Raw genomic sequence first — 25,013 nt, 5'->3', positions numbered from 1 at the left:
GGTGTACAATTTAAACTGGAGGCGAGAGGATGAAACCAGAGAAGTTCCTAACCATTGGCATTGATATTGACGGAACGGTCACTTCACCCAGCAGTATTGTGCCGTTGATGAATGAAAGCTTTGGCAGAGATTTACGATATGAAGACTGTCTGGAGTACAATTTGGCCAACGTGTATCAGATTACAGACGAGGAGTTTGACAACTGGCTCGCCCAAAATGGTGAACGCCTGTACGACGAAGCGCCTGTTCACGGCATTGCCGATCAGGTGTTGCGCAACTGGTATCCGTTACACAAGCTGATTTACATCAGCGCCAGGGAAGCGCACCATCACGATGTGACGCTGAACTGGTTTGCCCGTTATCAAATCCCTTACCATGAAGTGGATTTGGTCGGCTCCCACGACAAGCTTGCCGCTGCCCAAAAGTGGGGCGTGGATCTGTTCCTGGAAGATCGGCTGGAAAATGCCCTGCAACTGTCGGAAGCCTTGCAAATTCCCGTGTTTTTGTTCGATACACCGTACAATCAGGCCCGCCTCCCTGAGCTTGTGCACCGCGTGACCTCCTGGGAGGAAGTCGACCACAAAATCAAGACATTGTCGCTTGGACAAGCCCGTGTCTAAGTGTATGCAGCAAAAAGACGTATCTCCTTGTCGGGATACGTCTTTTTGGACGTCCAAGCCTTACTTTGCCGATTTCTTCGGCTTGAACGTCAGACAACAGGTTTCAGACGAAGTGGTTGCTTGATCTTTATGGTCATTTTGACCATACTCACCCGCAAACTCTTCCTTCAGGTTGGCGTTCGCGTGGGCGTCGATCTCCACCATGATTTCGTCGGCGCTGCAAATATTGCCTTGCGCCCAATACTCACAGTTTGCTACGCTGCATTTTACTTGTGGCATTTGGATTCACCTCCTAGAGGCTATCCTTCACCATTCGTCTAAGGGATATACTTGTGAAAAACAAACAACCACAAACGATACAGAAAAGAGGGGGAGCCATGCATACACCCCGCGTAGTCGTCATCACCGGAGCGTCTGGCGGTCTAGGTCAGGCGCTGACCCGCTTGCATCTGGAAAAAGGCGATCTGGTCATCGCAGCATCGCGTAAACCCGTAAATCATGAGTCGCTGTCCATTTCTTCCGCCAATCGGGAGCGATTGTTTTCCTATGCGCTCCACGTCGGAAACAACGAGGACGTCCGGCGCTTTGCTGCCTGGGTGCATGTGCGCTTCGGAGCGTGCGACCTTTTGTACAACAATGCGGGCGTCGCTGTGTTCGAGCCGCTCGTCGACATGACGATCGACGAACTGGAAGAGACGTTGCGAACGAACATTGCCGGCGTCATGTACACCACTCGCGCTTTTTTGCCGATGATGCTCGATCATCAGCAGGGACATATCGTCAACGTCGCCTCGCTCGCAGGTCAGGTCGCTACCGCCAAAGCATCCGTATACGCCGCGAGCAAAGCCGCCGTGATCCGGTTCAGCGAAGGCTTGCAGCATGAGCTTGCAGGAAGCGGCGTCCATGTGACCTGTGCCCTTCCCGGCCCGATCGATACGCCTTTTTTGGAAAAAGCGGACCGGACAGGAGCGTATCGCAGCAAAGTAGCCCGTTACTTGCTCTCTGCCGATGACACGGCCCGCCTGATTTACAAGGCGGTAGAGAAAAAGCGTCCGGAAGTAGCCATGCCTTTTCGCCTGAAGATGCTATCCGTGCTTTACAGCCTGCTGCCGCAACGTTTGAAACAGCTAGTTTCCCCGCTCCTCAATCGCAAGTGACTGATTTTTGAGGTCCCGCAGCATTCCGAAGGCGAACAAGCCGCACACCACGCACATGACCGCCCCTGCCCCGAACAATCCTTGTACCCCGAGAAAAGGAATCAACACTCCCGAGACTGCCGCCCCAGCCGGCATTCCCGTTCCCGTAACCGTCCGGATGCTCGTCATCACTCTTCCCAGCAAAGCATCCGGGACCTGCCTTTGCAAATAACTTCTGTACATGATGTTGTAAGGAGAATAACTGAAGCCTGCCAAAGCCATCGCGACCATCGCCACCTCCAGCCTGGAAAAGAAAGCGAGCGGCATTGTGGTCAGCCCCCACAAGACCATGATTCCCGCAAGCGTGCCCCCGAGCGGGAATTTCCACGTAATCGTCGAGAAGAACAACGACCCGAGCAGCGCTCCGATGGCAAGCGACGACCAGAGCATCCCCAGCGCAATCGAGCCACCCTCCAAGTTTTGATTGGCATAAAGCGGCAACGCCACCTCAATCGGCCCGTAAGACATATTGAACAAAAACGTGAAGAACACGAGAGCGACCATTTGCTTGTTTCCGAACAAGTAGCGGTAGCCTGTTTGCATATCGACCAACAGCGAGCGCAAAAACTTGCCCGCCTGCATGTTTTGCGGAACGCCGGGGTTTGCGCTTTTCGTCAGTTCTTTTGGCAGGCGCGAGAAACAGAGGGCGCAAACAAAAAAGCTGGCGGCATCAATCAGCAGTACGTAAGCTTCCCCAATCAATCCGATCAGCACCCCAGCCAGCGCCGGGCCGAACATGTAAATGATTTGCCATTGACTCTCCATGACGCCATTCGCTTTGACCAGATGATTTTTATCCGCCACCAGCCTCGGCAACAGCGTCTGGGCACCCGCTGTACTGAGCGGAGACAGCGTTCCGGCAATGACGATCAATATGTAAATCACGAAAAGCGGAACGTGGTCGACCTGCAGCAAAGCCACCAGAGCGATAAAAATCACCCCGCGGGCTATATTGTCCACCATAATCAACTTGCGGCGATCAAACCGATCCAGCAATACCCCCGCGACCAAACCCGCAAATACGGCTGGCAGCATGTACGCCAGGACAACTCCCCCCATCGCAGCGGGAGATCCGGTCTTGTTCATCACAAACCAGGTAAGCCCCATCCAGCCGAACTGGTCACCCAATCCCGATAAAAACATGCCGAGCCAATACCAGCGAAATCCGCGCTGTCTCCATAATTCTTTCATCCTGCATCTTCCTTTATCTCTGTTTCCATTCATTGTATACATATTTTCATACTTTTTCAATATTTATGTTTATTAAATGAAAAAGCAAGAAAATCATAAAAAAGCCCTCTGCCTATTCGGGAAAGGGCAAAGGGGAAACTCATTCCGGATGAACCGACGATTCCTGCTCCTCCAGACGATGCAATTGTTTGCGGCTCCAGAGCCAAATGACACCTGCTACAACACCGAACAAGCCAAGCCACACCGAGACAGCAGCGCTCCCGACCTGTTCTGCGCAAAAGCCGAGTACGAGACAGCTTGCTGAAAAGGCTCCCATCGTCGCCATTTCCCTGATCGAGAAAACACGGGCCAAAAAGGCAGGGTCCGCCAGCTTTTGCAGCTTGGTAACGGACAAAATCGAAGAACTGAACGACGCGAATGAACAAAACAGGATGGCGACAGCAAGCCCAAGCAACGGCTTGATATGAAACACCGCGACAATCGACAGTCCCATCGCGATCAGCGCCCAGCCCTGGAAACGAGATATGCCCTGTTCATTCAATCGCTCCGCCAGTCGGCCAGCGGCGATTCCGGCGAACACGCCGCCCAGCCCCAGCGGAATGTCGAGCAAACCGAATACGTACAGCCCTTCGCCCCGCTCCTGAAGCACGTAAAACATCAGCATGATGTAATAAGCGGCGCAGGCCCTCTCTGCCATCTGGTACAAAATAACCTGCCCGATTCTTCTGTTGCCGCCGATATAGCGAAAGCCTTCCTGTAGCCGAGCGAAAAAATGCGTGCCTGCCTTGTGCACCACAGCTTCAGCGATCGGAGGAAGCCGCAGCAGAATAAACAGGGACAGCAAATAACAGGCGGCATCAAGCAAAAAGTTGTAGCGATAGGAAAAAAGATAAACGAGTACAGCGGCGATTCCCTGGCAAACAATAATCAAAAACGAAGTCGTCCCTTGCAAAAGCGAGTTGGCTGCCAGCCGGTCCCGTTCTTCAACAGAGCTGACGATGGCTACCTGCATCGCAGGCTGAAAAAAGGCGCTGCAAATATTGACGAGAATCAACAGCAAAAAAGCGATCCACAAATAAGTCACAGACGTGATCAAGAAAAACAGACTGACAAGAATCCCCCTAAGCAGGTTGACGATCAGCATGACTCTGCGTTTGTCCCAGTTCTCCACCAGCGCTCCGGAAAACAGGCTTGTCAGTACATACGGCACCATCCGAAATACCGTGCCTGCGGCAAAGGACAAACCGGAACCGCTCAAATCGTGCAAAAGCCCTACAACCGCAATAAACGTAAACTCATTCCCTATAATATGAACAATATGGGCCGCATACAGACGGCGAAAAATCGGGTGCTGTAGCAAGGTCATCATCGCGCATCCTTTCCAAAAAGCTTACCCAGTCAACTTTCTCCCCATTGTAGCACTTGCCTGAAAATAGCGGCAAATTGTTCTTGTCAAAGAGTCGGGCTTTAAGTTATTATACGTTCAAAATAAATTGAACGTTTTTATATTTCATTACGTTCATGATTATTAAAATGAGGCAGGTGCGCCATGAAACGTTTTTTAGTCATCGAAACTTTGGATCAACTGAAAGTCGTCAGCGATGCTTTGCGGATGGAAATCATCACCTTGCTTGTAAAGGAAGCGTATACGGGCAAGCAGCTCGCTACCTTGCTCTCCCTCTCTGCTTCCAAGGTGCACTATCATCTCAAGGAATTGGAAAGCCAGGGCTTTGTCCAGGTCGTCCGTACCGAAGAGAAAAACGGGATTGTGCAAAAATTTTACCGGGCGGTCGCCTACGATTTCAAAGTCAGTGAAGAACTGCTCCCTTCCCTCAGCGAAAACAGCATGCTGCTCCAGGAAGCGATGGTCAACCATTTGCGCTCAAGCCTCACCCGCCTGTACAACGCTCCCGACGAATCGTTCATGCAATTCGCGGACAAAAGCAAACGCGCCCCTGCCATCGCTTTCAACGCAGAAATAAAAGCTCCGCGTCACGAAATCCAGCAGTGGCTTGACAAATACCATGCCCTGATTGACGAGCTGGGCGATATGGAAGCACGCCACTTGCAGCGAATCGCCGCCGGAGAAGCGGAGGACACAGCGGAAAACTTTTATATCGTAACAGTCGGCTTTATGACAGACGAACGCATTTACGTATCGGAAGACGAATCTTTGCCGGATAACTACGAGCACTTGCCGAGCGACTACAAGCATATATCGAGCAAATTCGTGGTCAAAAAGAAGCAGGAGGCGAAACAGGATGACGACGATTCCAACTAATGCCTTGTGGAAAAATCGCTCGTTTCTTTTGCTCTGGTGTGCGACGATCTTGTCGGCCATGGCCGATGGCGCATTCTTTTTGCTGTTGTCCTGGTTTATCGTCGATCAGACGGGATCGGAAACGATGCTCGGAACCGCGCTTATTTGCATGTCGATTCCCCGCCTGCTGTTCATGCTTGCGGGGGGAGTGGCCGCAGATCGCTGGAATCGGAAGTGGATCATGTTCGCTTCGCTTTTGGCTCGCTGCATCATCCTGCTCGGTTTTGGGCTGGTTCTCCAAGGCGAGTCGCTGGAATGGCTGTTCCTGCTCATCTACGGGATCGCCGCCCTTTTCGGCACTGTCGACGCTTTCTTCTGGCCGGCTCGCAGCTCGATCCTGCCCTCCCTTGTCTCTCGGGAACAACTCGCTCCTGCCAACAGCATGATGGAAATTTCCCAGCAGATCAGCATGGTCGGCGGTCCTGTCGTCTCCGCGCTGTTGATCCGCACCCACAACTATTCGCTCATGTTCGTCATATTGGCGCTCGCCTTTTTCACAGGGGCACTGGTTTTGCTCGCTTTGCGCCTGCATGCTTCCTCACGCGACGAGACTCGCGCAACCGCTTCGCCGTCTTCTGGCGCAGGATCGTATTTTCAGGATATATGGGGCGGGATTCGCTTTACATACGGGATTCCGATCCTGACCATGCTGCTCGTCACCTCGCTCGTGATCAACATGATGTTTTCCGGGCCGATCAACATGGGGATACCGCTGCACGTCAAAGACCTCGGCTGGGATGGAAGCGCGTACAGCACGCTTAGCACCTCGCTTGGCGTCGGCACGATCGTCGGAGGGATTTTGACCGGACTGTGCAAAGGCTTTCGCGGAAAATTTATTCTGCTCCCCTTTTTCCTCGGCGGCATGGGGGTCGCGATGAGCTCGCTCTTTTTCATGCAGCAGCTTTTGTTCGGATTGCTCCCGATGTTCTGCATCGGCATGATGCTCAGCATGACGAACATCCCGATCATCACTTACATCCAGACTATCGTCCCTTCTGCCATGCTCGGCCGCGTCATGTCGCTGCTCTCCCTGATGTCGCTTGGCTTCGGTCCGGTCAGCTACGCTCTCTGCTCGTTCCTTTTGGCCTCGAAAACGGCCACTTCCGGCGTTCTTCTGCTCGCTGGCGGAATCATTTTCAGCCTGTCATCGCTTTGCCTGCTTTTGTTCCGCACCTTCCGCAACATGGAGCAGCACCCTGACTGGCAGCGCTCCGCTGCGGGAGAAGCGATTCATTCCCATGCCTCGTCTACATAGGGGGAACGTTCGCGCTTAGTGGCATAGCGGCATAGACCGTAAGATCATAGCAGTACAGTGCCAGCACCGGAAAAAATCACGCGCCCCTGGCAAGCAACTTCCATGCTTGTCAAGGACGCGTGTTTGGTCTTTACACGGTCTGCTCTTTTCCTACCGACACTTTGGGCAACTGCCGGAAACCGAAGCCCATCCGGCTGATCTCGCCCGCTTCATCCCGAAAAAACCGGATGTACGAATCTGTCTCGCCCCGTTTGAACACGAAGCCGTCCTCTCCTACCGCCCGCAGCGGAAGCTTGCCACCCATCGCTTTGAGCACCAAACCGTTTTCTTCGATCTCGACGGTTACGTTGGCCCCTTCCGAGGAACGATACTCCCCGACATACGTAGCCAGTCGCTCGACAGGCAGTTCGTAGTCTGCGTAAGGGAACGGAGGAGTTGCAGCAGGTTGGCCGCGATACTCGTTCAACAAGCCATGCATCAGGTCAGTGGCAGGCCCGCCGTCCACGTTCATGAGAATCGCCCCTGTCGTGTCGCTTTCCGGAATCGTAAAAATTTGCGCGCTGACCCCTTTGATCGCCCCGCCATGCTCGATGAGTGTACCGCCGTGGCAATCTTTGCCGATCATCAGCCCGTACCCGTAGCCTTGAAAAGGAGTGAGCGGAGCGTAAGGAGTTGTCATGTCCTTGACACTGTCCGCCGAAAGCAACCGCTTGTCGCCTACCAGACCACCCGTGCGGAACAACTCCGTGTAGCGCAACAAATCGCGAATGGTCGATTTCAAAAAGCCTCCCGAACGCATGGCCGGAGCGTCCCACCAAGCTGGCGAGCGAAACACCGCCCCGCCTTCCTCAGGACTTTTGCGGGTGAAAAGAGTTGCCACCTGCGCATCTGCTGGCAGCTCCTCGATGAGAAAAGCGCTGTTCGTCATGCCGGCAGGCTCCAGAATGTGCTCGCGGACAAATTGTTCGTACGCGATTCCGCTCACCCGCCCGACAATAATTCCGAGCAAGGCGTAGCTGTCGTTGGAGTAGCTGAAATGTTCGCCAGGAGCGCCGAGCAGCTCATATTCGAGCTTTGCCATGTAGGCAAGCAACTCGTCGTAAGTCTCGATCGCTTCCGCTTTGTCCAGGTCCCATTGCAACCCGGAGCTGAACGTGCGGTTGGCCGTGTCTTCGAGCATGCTGCTTTTCATCGCTCCCACGAGTGAATCCAATGGAGGAAAGCCTGCGGTGTGGGTCATCAGATGATGAATCGTCATCGCGCGAGTATAGTCTTCGTTTGGTGTGGACAGCTCAGGGATGTATTTGCGAACCGGATCGTGGACATGCAGCTTGCCTTGCTCCTGAAGCTGCATGATGGCAACGCAAGTAAACGATTTCGTGACAGAGCCGATGCCAAATACCGTGTCCGGCGTCAGCTCCAGCGCGTCTTCTGTATCGTCCGCAAGCCCGAAGCCGCGGAAGTAGTCCATCTGTCCTTGCTTGGCCAAACCAACTGCCGCACCTGTAATTTTTGCCTGGGAAAGCAACTTTTGCGCATACTCCTCAAACGATTCCACCCACATCGCCATCTTTACTTCTCCCCTTTTTTCCCTTTATTTAGAAAAATCGTGAAGCAAGCCTAGCTACGGCCGGAAATTTTGCGAACGCAGGACGTAGTTCCCGACCGCTCGCTTGTTCAGTGCATAGCCGATGCCAGGTCCTTCCGGTACCGCCAATTGCCCTGGAGCAATCAGTTCTACCCCGTTCTCCACGATGTCTTCTTCCCAGTAACGGCTCGATGCCGCTGTATCGCCCGGAATTGTGAAGTTCGGCAGAGTCGTAATGGCGATATTGTGAGCGCGGCCCACTCCGGACTCGATCATTCCCCCGCACCAGACCGGAATGCCGTGTGCCTGGCACAAATCGTGAATCCGCTTCGACTCGGTCAAACCGCCCACGCGACCGACTTTAATATTGATAATGCCGCAGCTGCCCAACTCGATTGCTTTTCGCGCATCTTCCACACTATGAATGCTCTCGTCCAGACAAATCGGCGTGGACAGCTCCCGCTGCAGCTTGGCATGGTCGATGATGTCATCGTGAGCCAACGGCTGTTCGATCATCATCAATCCGTAGTGATCCAGCTCCTTCATAATATCGACGTGCTCCATCGTGTAAGCGGAATTGGCGTCGGCCATCAGCGGCACATCGTCACCGAACTGCTTGCGGATCGCGCGAATCAGCTCCACATCGAAGCCCGGCTTGATCTTTACCTTGATTTTTTTGTAGCCTTCCGCCAAGTGCCGTTCCACTTTCGCCAACACTTGATCCACCGTCGGCTCAATTCCGATGCTGATGCCCACGTCGATCACCGCTTTGTCGCCGCCGAGCGCCCTGGCCAAAGAAATCCCTTTTTGCTTGCTGTACAAATCCCAAATCGCGCCTTCCAACGCTGATTTAGCCATGTAGTTGCGGCGAACGGGGGCAAACAGCCGATCTACGTCTTCCGGCGTCTCGATCGGGTTGGCAAACAGCTTGGGGATGAGAAAACGCTCCATCATGTGCCAGGCAGTCTCGGTCGTTTCTTCATTATAGTAAGGATCAGGCATCGCCACGCTTTCCGCGTAGCCAACCTCGCCCTCACCGTAGACGCTGACCAGAATCAACTCTTTGACAAGCGTATAGCCAAAGCTCGTTTCAAAACGGAAGCGAAGTGGAATATGGAGTTGCTGCAACTCAATGCGCTCGATTTTCAATGATCTTCATCCCTTCTGTTTCATATAGGTGGCATGCGACAAAATGACGGGGCTGTACCTGGCTGGGAACGGGACGAATCGTACGGCAAACTTCCGTGCTGTGCGGACAGCGGGTGTGAAAAGAGCATCCTGCCGGAACCCGCGAAGGACTGGGCACATCGCCCGTCAGTACAATCCTTTCTTTGCGGCGAAACGGATTGGCTTTCGGCACAGCCGACATCAATGCCTGTGTATACGGATGAAGCGGGCCCGCAAACAAATCTTTCTTGTCGGCGATCTCCACAATTCGTCCGAGATACATGACGGCGATTCTGTCACTGATATGCCGAACCACTCCCAGGTCGTGGGAAATAAACAAGTAGCCAAGTCCAAGCCGTTCCTGCAAATCTTGCAGCAGATTGACAATTTGCGCCTGAATGGAGACATCCAAGGCCGACACAGGCTCATCGGCAACGACCAGCGAAGGCTGCACCGCCAAAGCCCGGGCAATCCCGATTCGTTGCCGTTGCCCGCCGCTGAACTCGTGCGGATAACGGGCAGCGAACTGCGGATTCAGCCCGACCAGTTGCAGGAGTTCCTTCACCTGCTCCCTGCGCTCGGCAGACGACATTTTCGGCTCCTTTACCCCCAGCGCTTCCTCCAAAGCCCCCTGCACGGTCATGCGCGGATTCAAGGAAGCGTACGGGTCCTGAAACACGATTTGCATTTTTTTGCGAAACGCGCGAAACCGACTCTCTGGCATGGCGGTTATTTCTTGATCCTCAAAATGAATCGTCCCGCCTGTTGGCTCAATCAAGCGCATGATGCTTCTGCCTGTCGTCGATTTGCCGCAGCCGCTTTCCCCGACCAGCCCCAGCGTCTCGCCTTTTTTCAACTGGAAGGAAACTCCATCGACTGCCTTGACCACTTCGCCGCTCTGACCGAACAGTCCTTTCTTGATCGGAAAATACGTCTTCAAATCGTTTACGGACAACAAAACTTCGCTCATACCGCCATCTCCTCTTTCGCGTACAGCCAGCAGCGGACGGCTTGCGTTCCTTTGCCTGACAGCGGCGGTTTTGCCAGATGACAGCGTTCTTCTGCCAAAGGACAGCGAAAGCGGAACGCACACCCTTGCGTCACTTCTCCGAGCAAAGGGACGCTGCCTTCGATCGGGTCGAGGCGTCTTTTCTCTGCTTCATCCAAGTCCGGGATACAGCGCAAAAGTCCGGCGGTATACGGATGAAGCGGCTGCGAGAACAGACTGGCGACATCTGCTTCCTCCACAATCTCTCCGTAGTACATGACCAGGACGCGGTTCGCCATCTCCGCGACGATGCCGAGATCGTGTGTAATCAGGAGCAGTGACGTGTCGGCCTTTTCCTTCAAGTCGTTCATCAGCTCCAAAATTTGCGCCTGGATCGTCACGTCCAGCGCTGTCGTCGGTTCATCCGCGATCAGCAAATGCGGGTTGCAGGCCATCGCCATGGCAATCATCACCCGCTGCTTCATGCCCCCCGACAACTGGTGCGGATATTCCCGCATAATTTCCTCGGCACGCGGAACTCCGACCTTTTTCAGCATCTCGATTGCCTTGTTCTGCCGTTGTTTTTTCGGCAAATCGGTGTGCAACCGATACACTTCCTCCAATTGCCTGCCGATCGTGTGCACCGGATTGAGGGAAGTCATCGGCTCCTGAAAAATCATGGCGATCTCTTTGCCCCTGATCTCTCGCATCTCCTTTGGCCCAAGCTGACCAAGCTCCTTGTTCCGAAAGCGGATGTTCCCTTTCATTTGCGCAGACGAGCTGGCCAACAGCCCCATGATCGCAAGCGAGGTGACGCTTTTTCCGCAGCCGGATTCTCCTACCAAGGCTACTGTCTCGCCTTTTTTGATCTGAAAAGAAATGCCTTGCAAGGCGGGCAGCACACCGTTTTCCGTGCGAAACTGCACCCGCAAGTCATCGACTTCCAAGAGAGAGTCTTTCATCTGTCCATCCTCCCTTACCTCGTTTTCGGGTCCAGAGCGTCGCGCAATCCATCCCCAAGCAGATTGAAGCCCAGAACCACCAGCATGATCGCCATTCCAGGGAAAATCGACATCCACCAAGCCTGACTCAAAAACGACTTGCCGACAAAAACCATCGCCCCCCATTCAGGCATCGGCGGCTGTGCGCCCAAACCGAGAAAGCTCAAGGCCGCAGCAGCCAAAATACTGACGCCAAACTGGATCGTCGACAACACGATGATCGGCGACATGATGTTCGGCAAAATGTGCTTCAAAAGAATTTGCCAATCCCGGATGCCCAAAGCGCGGACGGCTTCGATGTACTCTTTTTCCCGAATGGACAACACCGCGGAACGCACGACCCGCACGTAGGACGGGATGACCGCGATCACGACGGCAATCATCGCATTGGCCAATCCTGGCCCGAGCACGGCAATGACTGCGATCGCCAAAAGCAAGGCGGGCAGCGACATGAGAATATCCATCCCCTGCATGATAAACAAATCAAGACGCCTGTAATATCCGGCAATAATTCCGAGCGTGACCCCAATCGTGGTCGACAACACTACCGTTATCAACCCCATCAAAAGCGAGATGCGACCGCCATGCAACAAGCGGGAAAAAATGTCCCTGCCAAAATCGTCCGTTCCCAAGAGATGGGTAGAACTGGGAGCAGCCAGGCGTTGATCAAAGTTCATCTGTTCGACGGGATGCGGGGCGATCACGGGAGCGAGCAGCGAGCCGAGTGTAAAAACAAGCAGGATGATCGCTCCGGCCATAGCTGTTTTATTGCGCTGCAATCGCTTTCTGATCCCTGACCAGTAAGACATGTGACGACTGTTATTCACGATAATCCTGCTCCTCCCCTAATCGAAGTGGATGCGCGGATCAATCCGGCTGTAAATCAGATCCACGATCAAGTTGGTCAGTGCAAAAATCAGCGCCATGAAAAATACCATCCCTTGCACCGTCGGCATGTCTCGCTTGCTGATCGCTTCAATCGCCAGGCTGCCGATGCCTTGCAAGGAAAATACCGTCTCCACGACTACAGCGCCTGCCATCAGCGAGCCAAATTGCAAGCCGATCATCGTCACGACCGGGATAATTGCATTGGGCAAGCCGTGGCTGAAAATGAGTGAAACGAGCGAAGCCCCTTTTGCTTCGGCTGTCCGCATGTAGTCCTGTTTGATCACTTCCAGCATGCTTGCCCGGGTCATTCGGGCGATCATCCCCGCTTCCGCCATGCCCAAAGTGATGGCTGGCAGCAGCAAGGAATGAACGCCCTCATAGCCGGAAATCGGAAACAGCGCGAGCTTGTAAGCAAAAATCCAGATCAGGAACAGGGCGATCCAGAAGCCTGGCGCGGAAATCCCGACCAGCGAGAGCAGGACGACGAATCTGTCCACCAGCGTATTTTGTTTCACAGCGGCAATCGTCCCGAGTAAAATACCGAATATTGCGGCAATCAAAACACTGAAAATAGCAAGCTGCAACGTGATCGGGAAGCGCGTGACAATCTGCTCCCACACACTCTCTCCCGTAAAGAGAGACGTACCCAGATCCCCCGTCAAAAGTCTGCCCAGAAAGCCGACATACTGCTGCCATAGCGGCTGATCCAGTCCGAGCGCCGTGCGCATCTGGCTGATGGCTTCCGGCGTGGCAAACTGTCCCAATATTTGCGTCGCAGGATCGCCGGGAATCAGGTGCACCATGAGAAATATCAGGACAGATACGCCCAGGAGCGTGCCCAATAGAGAAATCAGCCTTTTCACCACATAGCGGCGCATACCATCACCCCTGTTTCTCTATTTATCGAGAGTGACATCATTCAAAATGAAGTATTGCGTGTAGGAATTGAGCCCAAAGCCTTTGATGCCTCTCGTTGCCGTCACGACTTCGTTCACCCAGAGCGGCACCCATGGCGAATCGTTCAGCAAAATTTCCTGTGCCTGTTCGTAAATGCGAATGCGTTCCTCTTCGCTGGAAGCTTCCCGCCCTTTGTTCAGCAGATCGTCCAGCTCGGGCCGCGTATAGTGCATGCGGCTTTCGGCGTTGCTCTTTTCAAAAATGAGAAACAGAATATCGGCATCGTACCAGCCGTAGTACATCAGTGCCATGTCGTACGACTTTTTGCTGATCCGGTCTTTGATCGTCGTCATTTCCTGAACGGTAATTTTGAGATCGATTCCCGCTTCTCTCAGCTGGCTTTGGAGAATTTGCGCGGCTCTGGTAAAGGCCGGCTGCTGTGACACCAAAATCTCCACCGACAACGGTTTGCCGTCCTTGTCCACGATGCCGTCGTTGTTGGTGTCCGTCCATCCGGCATCTGCCAGCAACTGCTTGGACTCCGCTACATTGCGGGTGTACATTTGCTTCGCCTTGTTCTCGATCGCCTCGCTGTAGCCGAAAATCGTCGGTGCCAACGGTCCGTATATCGGTTTGCCGAAACCGTTCAACGCTACTTGTACCAGCGGATCGCGGTCGACGGAGAGAGCTACCGCCTTGCGCAGGCGAACGTCACTGAACAGTGGATGCTTGTTGTTAAAAGCGATGTACTTGATGCCGATGTCCATCGTTTTCTGAATGTCGACGCCAGGCAATGACTGCAATTCAGCGACAGAGTTTGCCGGAACATCGTGCAGCACGTGAATCGTCCCTTTTTTGAACTCCATCATGCGCGTATCGTCGTCTTTCAAAAAGCGGAACAAAACGTTGTCGATATGAAGCGGGCCTTTGTTTGCGACGTACTCCGGCCCCCAGTTGTACTCGGGATTTTTCTTGAACAGAAGCGATGCGCCCCGCTCCCGCTTCTCAAACTGGATCGGCCCCGTTCCCGATGGCTTGTCGCCAAAACCGTCGCCCAGCTCTTTTGCCGCCTTCGTGTCTACAGGAGAAACCATTCCGCTAATGACGACGTTGATAAAAGGAGAAAATGGCTTGCTGAAATGAACTTTCAGCGTCTGCTCGTCTGTTGCCTCCACTTTTTCGATCGGCCCGACGATCCCTTTGACAGGGGAGATTTCCAGCATCCGGTCAAACGACTCCTTCACAGCGGCTGCCGTCACAGGATTGCCGGTGTGGAAGCGGATATTTTTGCGTATGGTGAACGTCCACGTTTTGCCGTCCGGCGAAATCTCGTATTTTTCCGCAAGGCCGGGGATGATTTTTCCCGAAGTGTCCCGGCTCAGCAGCGGTTCGTACAAAAGGCCGTTCTCGTTGCCGAGCCAGGTTGTTTTGTGCAGATCGAGCGTGTCCGGGTCAATCAGCGATGAGACAACGAGCGTGTTGCTCGTCTTGCCCGCCTCATCGGTTTTCGGCTGCGTCGTCTGGTTGGCTGTCTGCGATGAACAGCCTGCGATGACTGCCGTTGCCAGCAGTACGCTTAGTGGCCCTGTTTTCCACCAGCTTTTTTTCATACCCTCATCCCCTTTTTTCTCTCAGCGTCACATGTCGGTTTCCCCCACGAAGGGATAGATTTGGCGACTCGTGTTTTCGTAGTTTAGCAGCCGTTCCTTCACCTGCTCGCCATCGGCCTGTACCACACCGCTGACCAGTACGCTCAGCATGGAAAAGATCGCGGTCATTCCTTTCAGCGCGGTAGGAGCAGGTGCATGAACTTTCAAGACTTGATCGGCAATCGGCCCGACCGGAGAAAGCTCGTCGTCGGTAATCCCCAAAACGACAGCCCCTCTCTCCTTTGCCGCCTTGGTGAACAAAATCGTTTCACTGACATAGCGGGGAAAGGACAAGGTAATGACCAACCAGTCCGAATTGATCTGGGTCAGCAAATAGTTCGCATCGTCGACAGGTCCTCTGTACAGGTGCGCATTTCCTTTTACGACATTCAGTGAAAAAGCGAGCCAATTGGCAGGGGCATACGAGCTGCGGAAGCCGACGACGAGAATGTGCTTGGCGGCCATGATGCTTGCTACCGCCTGCTCCAGTTGTTCCTTTTTCAGTCCGCCGAGCGTTTGCCGAATGTAGGCGACGTCCTGCTCCATGTTGAAGGAGATCAGATCGTCCTGATCGCGCAAATCTTCCGCTGCTGCCCGCAGGCTGTCAATGGCATTTTCTTTTTGCACTTTATCCAGCAAGGAGCTGCGAATTTCTTGCTGCAACTCGCTATACCCGGAGTAACCGAGCGCGTAGGAGAGGCGAATGACTGTCGTTTCACTCGTGCCGCTCAGCGCCCCGACCACCTTTGCTGGTTTTTGGGCTACGACTTTTGTTTCGGCGAGAATGTATTTGGCGGCCAACTTTTGCTGGTTTGTCAATTCCGGATAATGTTTGCGAATGCGCTCCTGTACGTTTTCCATCTTCTTCTACTTCCTTGTCAGTTGTGGTAGGGTCGGATCTGTGATCGGGTCTAGCGGATAAAGTGGGCGATTTGCCCGTTTGTATTGGAAAAACCGGAAGTTCAGCGTCGTCAGGCCGGGTGAATCAACCGTGATGACTTTGGCGCTGATCGGTTCAAAGGCGGCCCGGAAGTGCGTACTCGACTTGAGGGCAACGATCTTGTAGCGCGTGACATCAATGCCGTGCAGCTGAAAAATTTGTTCGTCGAGCACCTGCGATTTGACCGAGCAGACGAGCACATCGACACCGCCGATTTGCAAGCGGACAGATTTGCCGTAGTCGATACGCGCTCCTTGGCCCATCGGCGTCGTGGCGACAAACTTGCCATCGGTCAACGCTTTGACGTACGCGGTTACTTCAAGCGGCTCGCCGTGCAGATGGTCGGTTTTCCCGCCTAGGCTAATCTCCAGCGTGGCCCCGACTCCCGCTGCAAATGCTTGTTGCACCACTTCTGGATCGTACATGTAGCCGAAGCAGGCGTTGGTCAACTGCGCGTCGAGCATGGCCCGCAACAGATGCGTCCCGTCGCCGGGAGTTCCTCCGCCCGGGTTGTCCGATGTCTCGTTGATGACAATCGGCATTCCTTCTGTAGCGAGTGCTTGCGCGATTCCTTCCGCAGGAGTCGGCATGATCAGCTCGAAGTCATCCCTGTGTTGCCAAACGAGCTTCGCTACATCCTCGCTCACTTTGCGGGCAAGCTCGCTGTCGTTGTTCGTGACCGTCAAAACCGCCACTCCCAGCTCCGGAATGTCCGTGTACGGGAAACCGTGAAAAAAGGCGCAGTCGATCACGTTCTCTTCCTTTTCCCAAGCCCAGCATGCCTCGTTGATTTCGTTCGCCGGAAAATGGTGGGTAGCAGAGGTAGGGATCAAAAGCGGCAATCGGGTGAGATGCATCGTCGGCTTCCACTCGCCTGCGACCATTTTGCTGGCGACGTCAATCGCCTCCAGGCCGCGCTCATAGCAGTCAACGTGCGGATACAGGTGAACGCCGAGCAGCGCGTCCGCCTCCTCAACCATCTTCGGAGTCATGTTGGCATGCAAGTCGAGCGTCACGACCAGCGGAATGTCGTAGCCGACCACGCCGCGAACGGCCGCGAGCAGATCGCCTTCCAGATCGTCGACGCCTTCTGCAACGCCCGCTCCGTGAAGCGCGAGACAGATCGCATCCGCATCCTTCGCCAGCCGCAGCCCTTCCAGCAGCTCGTTTTTCATCCGCTCGTACGTCTCATGCGTGATCGTGCCAGCCGGGTAGGCGAACGTGGAGAAAGTCGGCAAAAGTTCAATCCCCAGCTCCTCCGCCCGGTCGACCATTCCGCCGAGGAAGTTTCGGACTTTGCGGTTGCGTGAAAGGATGACCTCTCCGTGATCCCACTCCCAGCTTTGAAACAGGTCTAGCGTAGAAGGAACGTTGGAAAATGTGTTCGTTTCGTGCACGACGCCACCAATTGCCACTTTCAATCCGATCTCCTCCTCAGTCATTTTCCATTTTGAAGTTTAAACTTTAAATTTAGAATTTTTTGAAGTTATTCCTTTTCGCAAATTATATCGGCAAAAAAATCACGAATCAATGATTAATTCATGAAATTTTGTCAAGCTGGATTGTACTCGTTGAACTGCAAAACAAACGCCAAAAGACCCTCCTGCAAAAAGGAGAGCCTTTTGTCTGCACCGATTGAATTACGATGTTTTCCACTTGGCCAATTCAGACGGGAACTTGTCATTCAGCACTTTGATGTATGTCCCTTTCATGCCGAGCGAGCGGGATTCGAGCACGCCAGCGCTGGCCAGCTTGCGCAGCGCGTTGACGATGACAGAGCGCGTAAGCCCCGCCTGATCCGCCAGCTGGCTTGCTACGAGCAAGCCTTCGCGCGCGTCGAGCTGCTCCATGATTTTCTCGATGGCAATCTGTTCACTGTAGGAAAGGGAGGACAATGCAATTTTGGCAAACGTTTTGTCCCGCACTTCATTTTCAATCTGCTCCGTGCGCTGACGGACAATTTTCATCCCGATAACCGTGGCGCCGATCTCGCCCAAAATCAAATCTTCTGTCTCGAACTCGCCGTAAGCGCGGAGCAACACGAGTGTGCCCAGTCGGCTTCCGCCCGCGTTAATCGGGACGATCGTCGTCATCATTTGCGGGAACAAGCTGCCCAGCTCTTTTGGCACAAAGCTGTACGGGCTTTGAATCGACTCGTTCGCCAACGTTTGCGTCACTTCCAGCAGCTTCTGGTGTACTCCGCTTTGCAGGTGGGTCTGCCCTTCTTCATTCAGGGAAATTTCCTGATTCATTCCGCTGCCGAGAATCGAGCCGTCAGCCGTAATGATGTACACATTGGCCGAGATGACTTCGGACAAAAGCTTGGCGAGGTCTTGAAAGCCGACACCGCTGCCTCCCATTGTTTTTTGCAGCATGACATTGATTTTTCTCGTTTTTTCCAACAAATTCATAATAATATCCTCCTTGGATTTCTTCATGCTCACAGTATTGTCAGAAAAATCCAGCCCCATACATGCAAATCAAAAAATTAGAAAGACACCTCATGCAATCGGTTTTTCGCCCGAAAAATGGGTGTTTGCCTGAACACGTTTGCCCCTGTCGGCGACTATTCTATATAGGGAACAAACATCACGTCACGGATTACGGGAGGATTTCAAATGGGGCTGTTTAACGGAGGCTTTAACGGGTTGTCTTTGATTCTTGTGTTGTTCGTCCTGTTGACGATCGTCGGCGCAGACGACTAATTTGCTCGCTTTTTCGCCCATACAAAAAGGCTGCCTGGTTTTCTCCCAGACAGCCTTCTTTTCTTTTTCGCACTCGCTTGGCTCTTAACTCTTAGCGCAGCTGTTTTTTGATCAGTTGCTCGATCGCATCCGCAATCACGTGTGTCGGTCTGTTCAAATCTTCGTCATGCAGTCGGAAGCGCACGTAGCGCTCGTCGAGGTTAAACGCTTCTTCAAAAGCGCCCAGGAAACCGCGCGCACGCTTGTCTAGCTCCAGCAACACTTCCAGCTCTCCCTCGCGCAAGTAGAAGATTGCCTCCAACTCTTCCAGACGGCTGCGGTACGGCCCGGTCGGACGAAACTCGAACTCTTGCACAAACGGATACGATTTGCCCAGATGGCGATTGTACTCGCAATCTACTTTGTACAGTTGGAAGCCAAGGGAAGAAACAGCATCCAGCACTTTTGTCATCAACGGATGCGGACGCACTTCGATGAAATCGGAATCGCCAGGATCAATCGCATTTTTGATATCCAGTCCGGTTCGCAAATAAACAGGCTGGCGCCCCATTGTCAGCGGGGTTTCATAAGGAAGCGGGAAAGCAAAAGGAAGGACTTTGCTCTCTTTTGGCTGCAGGTACACGCGCTCGGTCAAACGGTATTTGACCAGGGTGCATTCTTCTTTCACCTTGTTGTCGTTCACTTCTCGTTCATAGTGGGTAACAACGTACATGTAGATTTCGTCGATTTCCTGTGCTACATCTCCTCCTGTAAGATGCACCTCGCCTTTTACGAGATCCCCGGGAACGAGCGACTCCTCCTCCAAACGGGTATCTACTTTCGCAGCTCCAATTCCAACACTCGCCAGCAACTTCTTGAACATGGACATGTACTCGCCTCTCCTTTGCGTTGACCCCAGACCTTGATCGATCTGCCTTCAGGTATCTATGTAGAAATATACGAGGGAAGAAAAAGAAAGTTTCGCGCAACCTTTTGCCAAACATCATCCGATATGACCTCTGCCGTGACGAAGACTTGCAGCGTCCGCGCGATGAAGACCGTCTTGATTCGCACTTCGACCATCGTGCGATCCGACAGGACGTACTCCCTGCGGCGCAGCATCTCATGCAGAACCTGGTGAACTTCTGCGACCTGCTCCGCTTTTTTGCCTTTGAGCGAAGCGAAGTCTTTTTCCACCATATCGACGACTTGTACAACAATCGTGGCATGCAAAGGCTGCTTCTGATCAGCCGTCAGCACAAAAGCGCGAACCTCCTCGATCACCTGATCCTGGTTTTTGCGGTAGACGCGCTGGTTTTGCTTCAGCTCCTGGTTTTCTTCGTACAGCTTTTTGTTTTGCAGCTCCAGGCTTTTGCGCACCAGCATCATTTGTTCCATCTCGCGCCCGTACACGAACAAAATCACGGTGCCGCCCAAAAGACAGCCGATGAGCAGAAGCGCGAGGTAGCGTTTCCAGAAGATGACCATCATGAGCGCACCTGCACGAGCCAGTGCACGCAAATCGTTCCGATATGAGCGCCCAAAAAAGCCACGACGATCATGACAAGCTGCTTGAATACGGGCGAGAAGTTGCCCATCAATATTTTTTCAATTTGCAAAAAGGAGTCGAAGGTGCCGCCCAAAGCGCCGACCAGCCCCCATATTTTCAGTTGGTCTGCCAGTTGTACCATCGAAAACAACGGAGGCTTTTCTGTCAAAAACGCACCCAATCCTCCGCACAAGGCTCCTCCCACGACAATGCCATAGGCTACAAAAAACGTCAAAATGACTTGTGCCATGCTGATCCCCCATCCTCCCGACTGCATGACGTATGCTTATCCCTACGCGGCTTGTCTGGTTTTTATGATCGAAAAGCCTTCCCGCCCCTGTCATCTGTTCTCTTGCCACGGCATGCCCTCTGCCAAACGCCAAAAAAAGAAGGCATGCTTATGTCGGCAGCATGCCACTGGTACTCATGGCTTGTTCCTGCCCCATCTGCGCAGACGTTTTTGGATGCGCGGGGAGTTCATCACCATAAGATCCATGAACAAATTGACCATATTCGGATTGCTTAACACTTGTTTGAACACTTCCGGATTTTCTTTGAACCATTGCTCATTGGCCTTGATCCATGCTTTGAAGCCTTGATTGGAGCGGTAGTGATTGTTCAGGCGGCGAACTGGCCGATATGCGCTCATCTCAATCTATCCCTTCGTCAAAGAATATGGAGAGGAGAAAGATGATCACGATAATCCAGATCACCACTTCAAAGCCATCTTGGTTAAAAAAACCAAAACCTTTCATGCGAGATCCCCCCTTCACACTAGCTCGAACCATTGCACCTGGCATACCGCCCATGGCACCTTTTCTCTATAGGTATATGTATCGGGATGAATGTTGGATTGGACACCCGCCTGCCTCGCGTGCACATTTGTACGCTCGCCCATTTTTGTTGCATAGAGACAAACCTTTTCCACTCATACTAGAAAGGATGTTGAACAACTAGAGGAGGCGATTATGACAGCCTCACAGGGAGCACTCTGGCGCAACAAGCCTTATTTGATCTTGCTGCTGCTCGTTTTTTTCATGCACATGGCTTCGTATTTGGTCATCCCGGTGTTTCCGATTTTTTTGCAAAAGGTGCGGCTCTTGCATCTGGCTCAGGTGGGCTTCATTCTCGGGGCAGGCAGCATCGCCTATCAAATCGGCAGCCTGATCGGGGGGCCGATGTCGGATCGGTGGGGCAGACGGGCGATCATAGCGCTGGGAGCCTTGCTTCAGGGCAGTGCCATGCTCGGCTACCATTACAGTGCGAATTACGGGTTTTTCCTGTTGTTCTCGACGGTGAACGGGCTGGGGCTCGGACTGTTGGCCCCCACGATCAAAGCGATGATTGCCGATGAAGTGGCGGAAGCGCAGCGGACGACAGCCTTTTCCTGGCGGGGCATTCTCGCCCACAGCGGGATTATCGTAGCAGGTCTGGTGATTACGTGGATGACGGCGATTCATCAGCAGCCGTTTATCGTCTCCGCCATCGTTTTTGGCCTGCTCGCTGCTTTGACGTTCTTTTCCTTGCCGGATGACCGCTGTGTCGGCCCTGACTGTCGTCGCACGCCGATCTCGGAATATCGGCATATTTTGAAGCACCGCAGCTTCCTGCTGTTCTCGGGAATTACCTTGCTGATGTGGGCGCTGTACGCGCAGTTCACCATGATCCTGCCTTTGCGCGGCGAGCATGTACTGCATTCCGCAACGCTCATCGGCCTTGTCTGGACGATCAACTCGCTCTGTGTCGTTTTGCTGCAAGGCTTTATCTCACGCTTTATTCTGCAGCGGATCAATCCGTATATCGCACTCGCCATCGGAACGACCTTGCTCGGGGCCGGACTGACCGCGATGGGCTGGGCCAATCACTTTGCCACGCTCAGTGCCGCGGCCGTCCTGTTTATCCTCGGTGAAATGCTGTTCATGCCCGTCCAGGATTCGCTCGTTACCCATTTTGCCAAAGAAGAGTGGCTGGGAGCGTACTTCGGCTTCTCCAACTTTGTCTCCGGAGTGGGAACCGCCATCGGGACAAGCCTTGGCGGCGCCATGGTCGAAAAACTCGGCGGAGTGGCGAGCCGAAGTCCGTGGATAGCTTACGGCATCGTCACCTTGTTTCTGGCGGCACTGCTCGGGTTGTTTGCCGTCTATGCCATCCCGCGCTACAAAAATCCGGCGCAGACCAACGAGTCCAGCACGAAAAGAAAGGAAGGTGCGACGTAAAATGACTCAGTCAAAAAATCAGCAGCAGCAGCAAAACGGGCAAGATGCGGAACGCAATCGTCAGCCCAAATCAGTGCAAAACGATGCCCCTGGCTACGGAGACAAGAAGCTGGAAGGGCCGAATCGCCCTTCTACTTGAGAGCTTCCCGCTTTGTTTCTACACGAAAAAGCCATTTCCCCGATGCAGAGGAAATGGCTTTTTTCATGAAATCGGATGTAACCGCTTGCGTCAACAAAACAGTCATGACCGTTTTGCTTGGCTCGTCACCGTCTCGTTCAACTGATGGGCACAAGCTTGTACGGCAGAGAGAACTCCGCGAGCTTTTGCAAAAAGCTTTGGCTTGCCTGTTCGTCAGGGGCAATCAGCTGCAAATAGCGTGTGAAGTAAAACACGATTCGGTCTTCGTCGCCTTCCTTCAGGCGGTAATGCGATAGTTGGGCGATGTCTGTCAGTTCGTAAAAATACGCGTAGCGCTCGGGAGTCATCGGCGCTTGAAAAGAACGGCTGACGACGATGCCGTTGCTGAGATGTTCCTTGCTGTTCTCTCTCGTCGCCCCGAGGAAGCGCAAAGTTTCCCCCGCCCGCTTCGCTCCCAGCTTTTCTGCCAGCATGCTGTCGTTGTACTCCACTTCCAAATCGGTCAGTCGGTCGCGGACGGACTCCAGCATGGACATCAGCACTTTGCGGACAGCGAGATTTTCCGTTGCGAACTGGTTGTCAAAAACATTAAATTCGTAAGACGTCGCCTGACCTTGGCGCTTCGTATACAAAATAATTGCGTTCAAAAGCGCCACCTCCCCTCGTTATCTCGGCAAAATCGCTTCAAAGGTCACCCGATCCAGCTTGCGCACGATCGCGAACAAGAGGCGCTTGGCCGCTTCGTAGTCTTCCCGATCGATGATCGAAGCATGGCTGTGAATGTAGCGGGAAGGGATTCCGATGACGGCGGACGGCACTCCTTTTCCGTGGTGCTGCACGACCCCTGCGTCTGTATAACCTTTGGCAATGTAAATCTGGTACGGGATGTTTTCCTGCTCGCATGTAGAAATCAACAGTTCCCGCAAGCCGAGCGGCATCATGTACATCGGATCGTAAATCCGCATCAGCAAACCGCCGCCCAGTTTTCCGCCTTCGTCTTTCACGCCGGGAATATCGGTCGCCGGGCTGGCATCCAATGCGAGGAACAAATCCGGCTCGATAACGGCTGCTGCGGTTTTCGCTCCGCGCCCGCCAGACAGCTCTTCCTGAACAGTTGCTCCCACATACACCACGTTCGGATGTCCTGGCCGCTCATGCAGTTCTTTTGCCAGCTCAACAGCCAAGCTGCACCCGTAGCGGTTGTCCCACGCTTTCGCCATGACGCGGCGCGGGTTGGTCATGACCTGGAGCGGGCAGACCGGAACGATCTGCTGACCCGGACGCACGCCTGCCTGCTCGGCTTCTTCCCGCGTATCGACTCCGATATCGATGTACATATTGCGAATGTCCATCGGGCGATTGCGCTGATCTTCACTGAGCACATGCGGAGGAATCGAGCTGATTACGCCTTCCACCGCGCCTTTTTCCGTTATGATTTGAACGCGCTGGGCGAGCAGGACTTGTCCCCACCAGCCTCCCAACGTCTGAAACGAAATAAAGCCTTTTTCCGAAATGCGCGTCACCATGAACCCTACTTCATCCATATGTCCGGCCACCATGATTTTCGGACCGTTTTCATCCCCGCGCATCACGCCGAGCATACTGCCGAGGTTATCGTATACGAACTCGTTTGTATATGTACCCAAGTATTCCCGCATGATATCGCGAACCGGACCTTCGAAGCCGGGTGCTCCCGGCGCTTGGGTCAGCCGTTTCCACAGCTCCAGTTGAAAGTCGTTTTCCATTGTGGTCAAGCCTCCTGTCATCCCTTGTCGGATGTTTGTCTATCTCTCCTATTATCCGTGAGGCTGATTTTGGATGCAACCGTTCACAAGCAGGAATGTGCCGCCTTCTGTCCGAATGAAGTAAAAATACGAATTGGATAGGGGGAAAAAAGAAATGGCGATCACGTTGCGAAGATTGACGGAAACGAGCGAAATTGAGCAGTTGGAAGCGATGGAAGGGAAAATATGGGACCCTGCTTCTGCCATTCCGTACCACATGACGCTGACCATGCACAAATTTGGCGGACTGTTTCTCGGGGCGTTTGACGGAGACGAAATGATCGGGTTTTTATACAGCTTCCCAGGCTACACCAACGGGGAGACGCATCTCTGTTCGCACATGCTGGGCTTTTTGCCCGAATACCGCAAGCAGGGACTTGGCGTACAGATGAAATGGCTGCAAAAGGACGAAGCAAAAGCGATGGGCCATTCCAAGATTACCTGGACGTACGATCCGCTGGAAACAGTGAATGGCGTGCTGAACATCGTCAAGCTCGGCGGGATCGTCCGCACGTACTTGCCCAATTGCTACGGCGACCTCGATGACGACTTCAACCGCGGCTTGCCGACCGACCGTTTTCTCGTGGAATGGTTCATCGACAGCGGACGGGTAGAAGCCCGCCAAGCAAACGGAGCACCGCGACTGTCTTATGACGGCGCTCCAAATATTTTGCACTATGAGATCACGGATGGCATCCCGACCCCTGTTGCTCTGGCGACCGATCGGGAAGAGTCTGTCCTGCTCTTGCCCGTCCCTGCCTTCTTCCAGCAGGTGAAGCAGGCAGACATGAGTGTAGCCGCTCTTTGGCGCAAACAAACCGGCGAGTTGCTCACGACGTATTTTGCCAAAGGATACATGGTGACGGATATCGTCCGCGATGAGACAATCGTCCGCTACGTGCTTACGAAAAAGCCGCTCGCAGACATTCTCGCCTGACGCA

Annotated in this window: 27 protein-coding genes; 8 read left to right on the top strand and 19 right to left on the bottom strand. The window is 53.5% G+C overall.

Annotation, left to right across the window (positions count from 1 at the left end; genetic code table 11):
- The first annotated feature begins 29 nt into the window (after positions 1 to 29).
- Positions 30 to 620, top strand: a complete 591-nt coding sequence (locus M2298_RS16900; protein WP_122964051.1) for a hypothetical protein — start codon at positions 30 to 32, stop codon at positions 618 to 620.
- A gap of 60 nt (positions 621 to 680) precedes the next feature.
- Here the strand turns inward: M2298_RS16900 and M2298_RS16895 are convergent, their stop codons facing one another.
- A complete protein-coding gene (locus M2298_RS16895; protein ID WP_063228159.1) occupies positions 681 to 899 on the bottom strand; it encodes a DUF1540 domain-containing protein in 219 nt (72 codons plus the stop codon).
- Positions 900 to 997: 98 nt separating this feature from the next.
- On the opposite strand from M2298_RS16895, the gene M2298_RS16890 reads away from it, so the two are divergent.
- Positions 998 to 1,777, top strand: a complete 780-nt coding sequence (locus M2298_RS16890; protein WP_280648767.1) for an SDR family NAD(P)-dependent oxidoreductase — start codon at positions 998 to 1,000, stop codon at positions 1,775 to 1,777.
- Here M2298_RS16890 and M2298_RS16885 read toward each other — a convergent pair.
- Both M2298_RS16885 and M2298_RS16880 read right to left on the bottom strand, forming a co-directional pair.
- Positions 1,748 to 3,007 carry an MFS transporter gene (locus M2298_RS16885; protein ID WP_122964049.1) on the bottom strand — a complete coding sequence of 420 codons (1,260 nt, stop codon included), beginning with the start codon at positions 3,005 to 3,007 and terminating at the stop codon, positions 1,748 to 1,750. The genes M2298_RS16890 and M2298_RS16885 overlap by 30 nt on opposite strands.
- Before the next feature lie 139 nt (positions 3,008 to 3,146).
- Positions 3,147 to 4,373 carry an MFS transporter gene (locus tag M2298_RS16880; protein ID WP_280648766.1) on the bottom strand — a complete coding sequence of 409 codons (1,227 nt, stop codon included), beginning with the start codon at positions 4,371 to 4,373 and terminating at the stop codon, positions 3,147 to 3,149.
- A 183-nt stretch (positions 4,374 to 4,556) separates the two neighbouring features.
- On the opposite strand from M2298_RS16880, the gene M2298_RS16875 reads away from it, so the two are divergent.
- Together M2298_RS16875 and M2298_RS16870 are read left to right on the top strand one after the other, a co-directional pair.
- Positions 4,557 to 5,288: an ArsR/SmtB family transcription factor gene (locus tag M2298_RS16875; RefSeq protein WP_280648765.1), complete on the top strand. Its 732-nt coding sequence runs from the start codon at positions 4,557 to 4,559 to the stop codon at positions 5,286 to 5,288.
- On the top strand, positions 5,269 to 6,582 hold the full coding sequence (locus M2298_RS16870) for an MFS transporter (RefSeq protein ID WP_280648764.1): 1,314 nt from the start codon (positions 5,269 to 5,271) through the stop codon (positions 6,580 to 6,582). Before M2298_RS16875 ends, M2298_RS16870 begins: the two co-directional genes overlap by 20 nt.
- 130 nt (positions 6,583 to 6,712) lie before the next feature.
- Here M2298_RS16870 and M2298_RS16865 read toward each other — a convergent pair whose 3' ends face one another.
- The 10 genes from M2298_RS16865 to codY form a co-directional block, all read right to left on the bottom strand.
- A complete protein-coding gene (locus tag M2298_RS16865; protein ID WP_280648763.1) occupies positions 6,713 to 8,152 on the bottom strand; it encodes a serine hydrolase in 1,440 nt (479 codons plus the stop codon).
- Between the two features lie 54 nt (positions 8,153 to 8,206).
- Positions 8,207 to 9,319 carry an o-succinylbenzoate synthase gene (gene menC / locus M2298_RS16860; protein WP_173598194.1) on the bottom strand — a complete coding sequence of 371 codons (1,113 nt, stop codon included), beginning with the start codon at positions 9,317 to 9,319 and terminating at the stop codon, positions 8,207 to 8,209.
- Positions 9,300 to 10,307 carry an ABC transporter ATP-binding protein gene (locus M2298_RS16855; protein ID WP_173598195.1) on the bottom strand — a complete coding sequence of 336 codons (1,008 nt, stop codon included), beginning with the start codon at positions 10,305 to 10,307 and terminating at the stop codon, positions 9,300 to 9,302. Before M2298_RS16855 ends, menC begins: the two co-directional genes overlap by 20 nt.
- The gene (locus M2298_RS16850) at positions 10,304 to 11,287 is read right to left on the bottom strand and encodes an ABC transporter ATP-binding protein (RefSeq protein ID WP_280648762.1); all 984 of its coding nucleotides are present in this window, start codon (positions 11,285 to 11,287) and stop codon (positions 10,304 to 10,306) included. Before M2298_RS16850 ends, M2298_RS16855 begins: the two co-directional genes overlap by 4 nt.
- Before the next feature lie 14 nt (positions 11,288 to 11,301).
- Positions 11,302 to 12,156, bottom strand: coding sequence for an ABC transporter permease (locus M2298_RS16845; protein WP_122964041.1), 855 nt, complete (start codon positions 12,154 to 12,156; stop codon positions 11,302 to 11,304).
- Positions 12,157 to 12,171: 15 nt separating this feature from the next.
- Positions 12,172 to 13,092 carry an ABC transporter permease gene (locus M2298_RS16840; protein WP_122964040.1) on the bottom strand — a complete coding sequence of 307 codons (921 nt, stop codon included), beginning with the start codon at positions 13,090 to 13,092 and terminating at the stop codon, positions 12,172 to 12,174.
- A gap of 18 nt (positions 13,093 to 13,110) precedes the next feature.
- Entirely contained in the window at positions 13,111 to 14,721 is a 1,611-nt protein-coding gene (locus tag M2298_RS16835) for an ABC transporter substrate-binding protein (RefSeq protein WP_122964039.1), read from the bottom strand.
- A gap of 27 nt (positions 14,722 to 14,748) precedes the next feature.
- The gene (locus tag M2298_RS16830) at positions 14,749 to 15,621 is read right to left on the bottom strand and encodes a MurR/RpiR family transcriptional regulator (protein WP_122964038.1); all 873 of its coding nucleotides are present in this window, start codon (positions 15,619 to 15,621) and stop codon (positions 14,749 to 14,751) included.
- Between the two features lie 6 nt (positions 15,622 to 15,627).
- On the bottom strand, positions 15,628 to 17,121 hold the full coding sequence (locus M2298_RS16825; RefSeq protein ID WP_122964037.1) for a M81 family metallopeptidase: 1,494 nt from the start codon (positions 17,119 to 17,121) through the stop codon (positions 15,628 to 15,630).
- Positions 17,122 to 17,340: 219 nt separating this feature from the next.
- Positions 17,341 to 18,111: a GTP-sensing pleiotropic transcriptional regulator CodY gene (gene codY / locus M2298_RS16820; RefSeq protein WP_122964036.1), complete on the bottom strand. Its 771-nt coding sequence runs from the start codon at positions 18,109 to 18,111 to the stop codon at positions 17,341 to 17,343.
- Positions 18,112 to 18,318: 207 nt separating this feature from the next.
- Here codY and M2298_RS16815 point away from each other — a divergent pair, with 207 nt between their 5' ends.
- On the top strand, positions 18,319 to 18,405 hold the full coding sequence (locus M2298_RS16815) for a YjcZ family sporulation protein (RefSeq protein WP_122964035.1): 87 nt from the start codon (positions 18,319 to 18,321) through the stop codon (positions 18,403 to 18,405).
- A gap of 91 nt (positions 18,406 to 18,496) precedes the next feature.
- Here M2298_RS16815 and M2298_RS16810 read toward each other — a convergent pair whose 3' ends face one another.
- The 4 genes from M2298_RS16810 to M2298_RS16795 form a co-directional block, all read right to left on the bottom strand.
- Positions 18,497 to 19,273 (bottom strand): sporulation protein, encoded by a 777-nt coding sequence (locus tag M2298_RS16810; RefSeq protein WP_122964034.1) that lies wholly within the window; start codon positions 19,271 to 19,273, stop codon positions 18,497 to 18,499.
- A gap of 56 nt (positions 19,274 to 19,329) precedes the next feature.
- Positions 19,330 to 19,875, bottom strand: coding sequence for a sporulation membrane protein YtrI (locus M2298_RS16805; protein ID WP_280648761.1), 546 nt, complete (start codon positions 19,873 to 19,875; stop codon positions 19,330 to 19,332).
- Complete coding sequence (locus M2298_RS16800; RefSeq protein WP_063228142.1) at positions 19,872 to 20,183, bottom strand: YtrH family sporulation protein; 312 nt, start codon at positions 20,181 to 20,183, stop codon at positions 19,872 to 19,874. The genes M2298_RS16805 and M2298_RS16800 overlap by 4 nt, the downstream gene beginning before the upstream one ends.
- A gap of 174 nt (positions 20,184 to 20,357) precedes the next feature.
- Positions 20,358 to 20,582, bottom strand: coding sequence for a hypothetical protein (locus tag M2298_RS16795; protein ID WP_063228141.1), 225 nt, complete (start codon positions 20,580 to 20,582; stop codon positions 20,358 to 20,360).
- A gap of 319 nt (positions 20,583 to 20,901) precedes the next feature.
- Between M2298_RS16795 and M2298_RS16790 the strand changes: the two genes are divergently transcribed.
- Together M2298_RS16790 and M2298_RS16785 are read left to right on the top strand one after the other, a co-directional pair.
- Complete coding sequence (locus M2298_RS16790; RefSeq protein ID WP_122964032.1) at positions 20,902 to 22,149, top strand: MFS transporter; 1,248 nt, start codon at positions 20,902 to 20,904, stop codon at positions 22,147 to 22,149.
- Between the two features lies 1 nt (position 22,150).
- Complete coding sequence (locus tag M2298_RS16785) at positions 22,151 to 22,288, top strand: hypothetical protein (protein ID WP_167470277.1); 138 nt, start codon at positions 22,151 to 22,153, stop codon at positions 22,286 to 22,288.
- A gap of 137 nt (positions 22,289 to 22,425) precedes the next feature.
- Here the strand turns inward: M2298_RS16785 and M2298_RS16780 are convergent, their stop codons facing one another.
- Both M2298_RS16780 and M2298_RS16775 read right to left on the bottom strand, forming a co-directional pair.
- Positions 22,426 to 22,935: a hypothetical protein gene (locus M2298_RS16780; RefSeq protein WP_122964031.1), complete on the bottom strand. Its 510-nt coding sequence runs from the start codon at positions 22,933 to 22,935 to the stop codon at positions 22,426 to 22,428.
- A gap of 18 nt (positions 22,936 to 22,953) precedes the next feature.
- Positions 22,954 to 24,033: a M42 family metallopeptidase gene (locus M2298_RS16775; protein WP_280648760.1), complete on the bottom strand. Its 1,080-nt coding sequence runs from the start codon at positions 24,031 to 24,033 to the stop codon at positions 22,954 to 22,956.
- A 154-nt stretch (positions 24,034 to 24,187) separates the two neighbouring features.
- On the opposite strand from M2298_RS16775, the gene M2298_RS16770 reads away from it, so the two are divergent.
- Entirely contained in the window at positions 24,188 to 25,009 is an 822-nt protein-coding gene (locus M2298_RS16770; protein WP_122964029.1) for a GNAT family N-acetyltransferase, read from the top strand.
- Positions 25,010 to 25,013 lie beyond the last annotated feature (4 nt).

This window comes from Brevibacillus sp. 1238, assembly GCF_029892995.1.
Lineage (GTDB): Bacteria > Bacillota > Bacilli > Brevibacillales > Brevibacillaceae > Brevibacillus > Brevibacillus parabrevis.
Note: the sequence above shows the minus strand (reverse complement) of the source record. Positions and strands in the feature narration are given on the sequence as shown.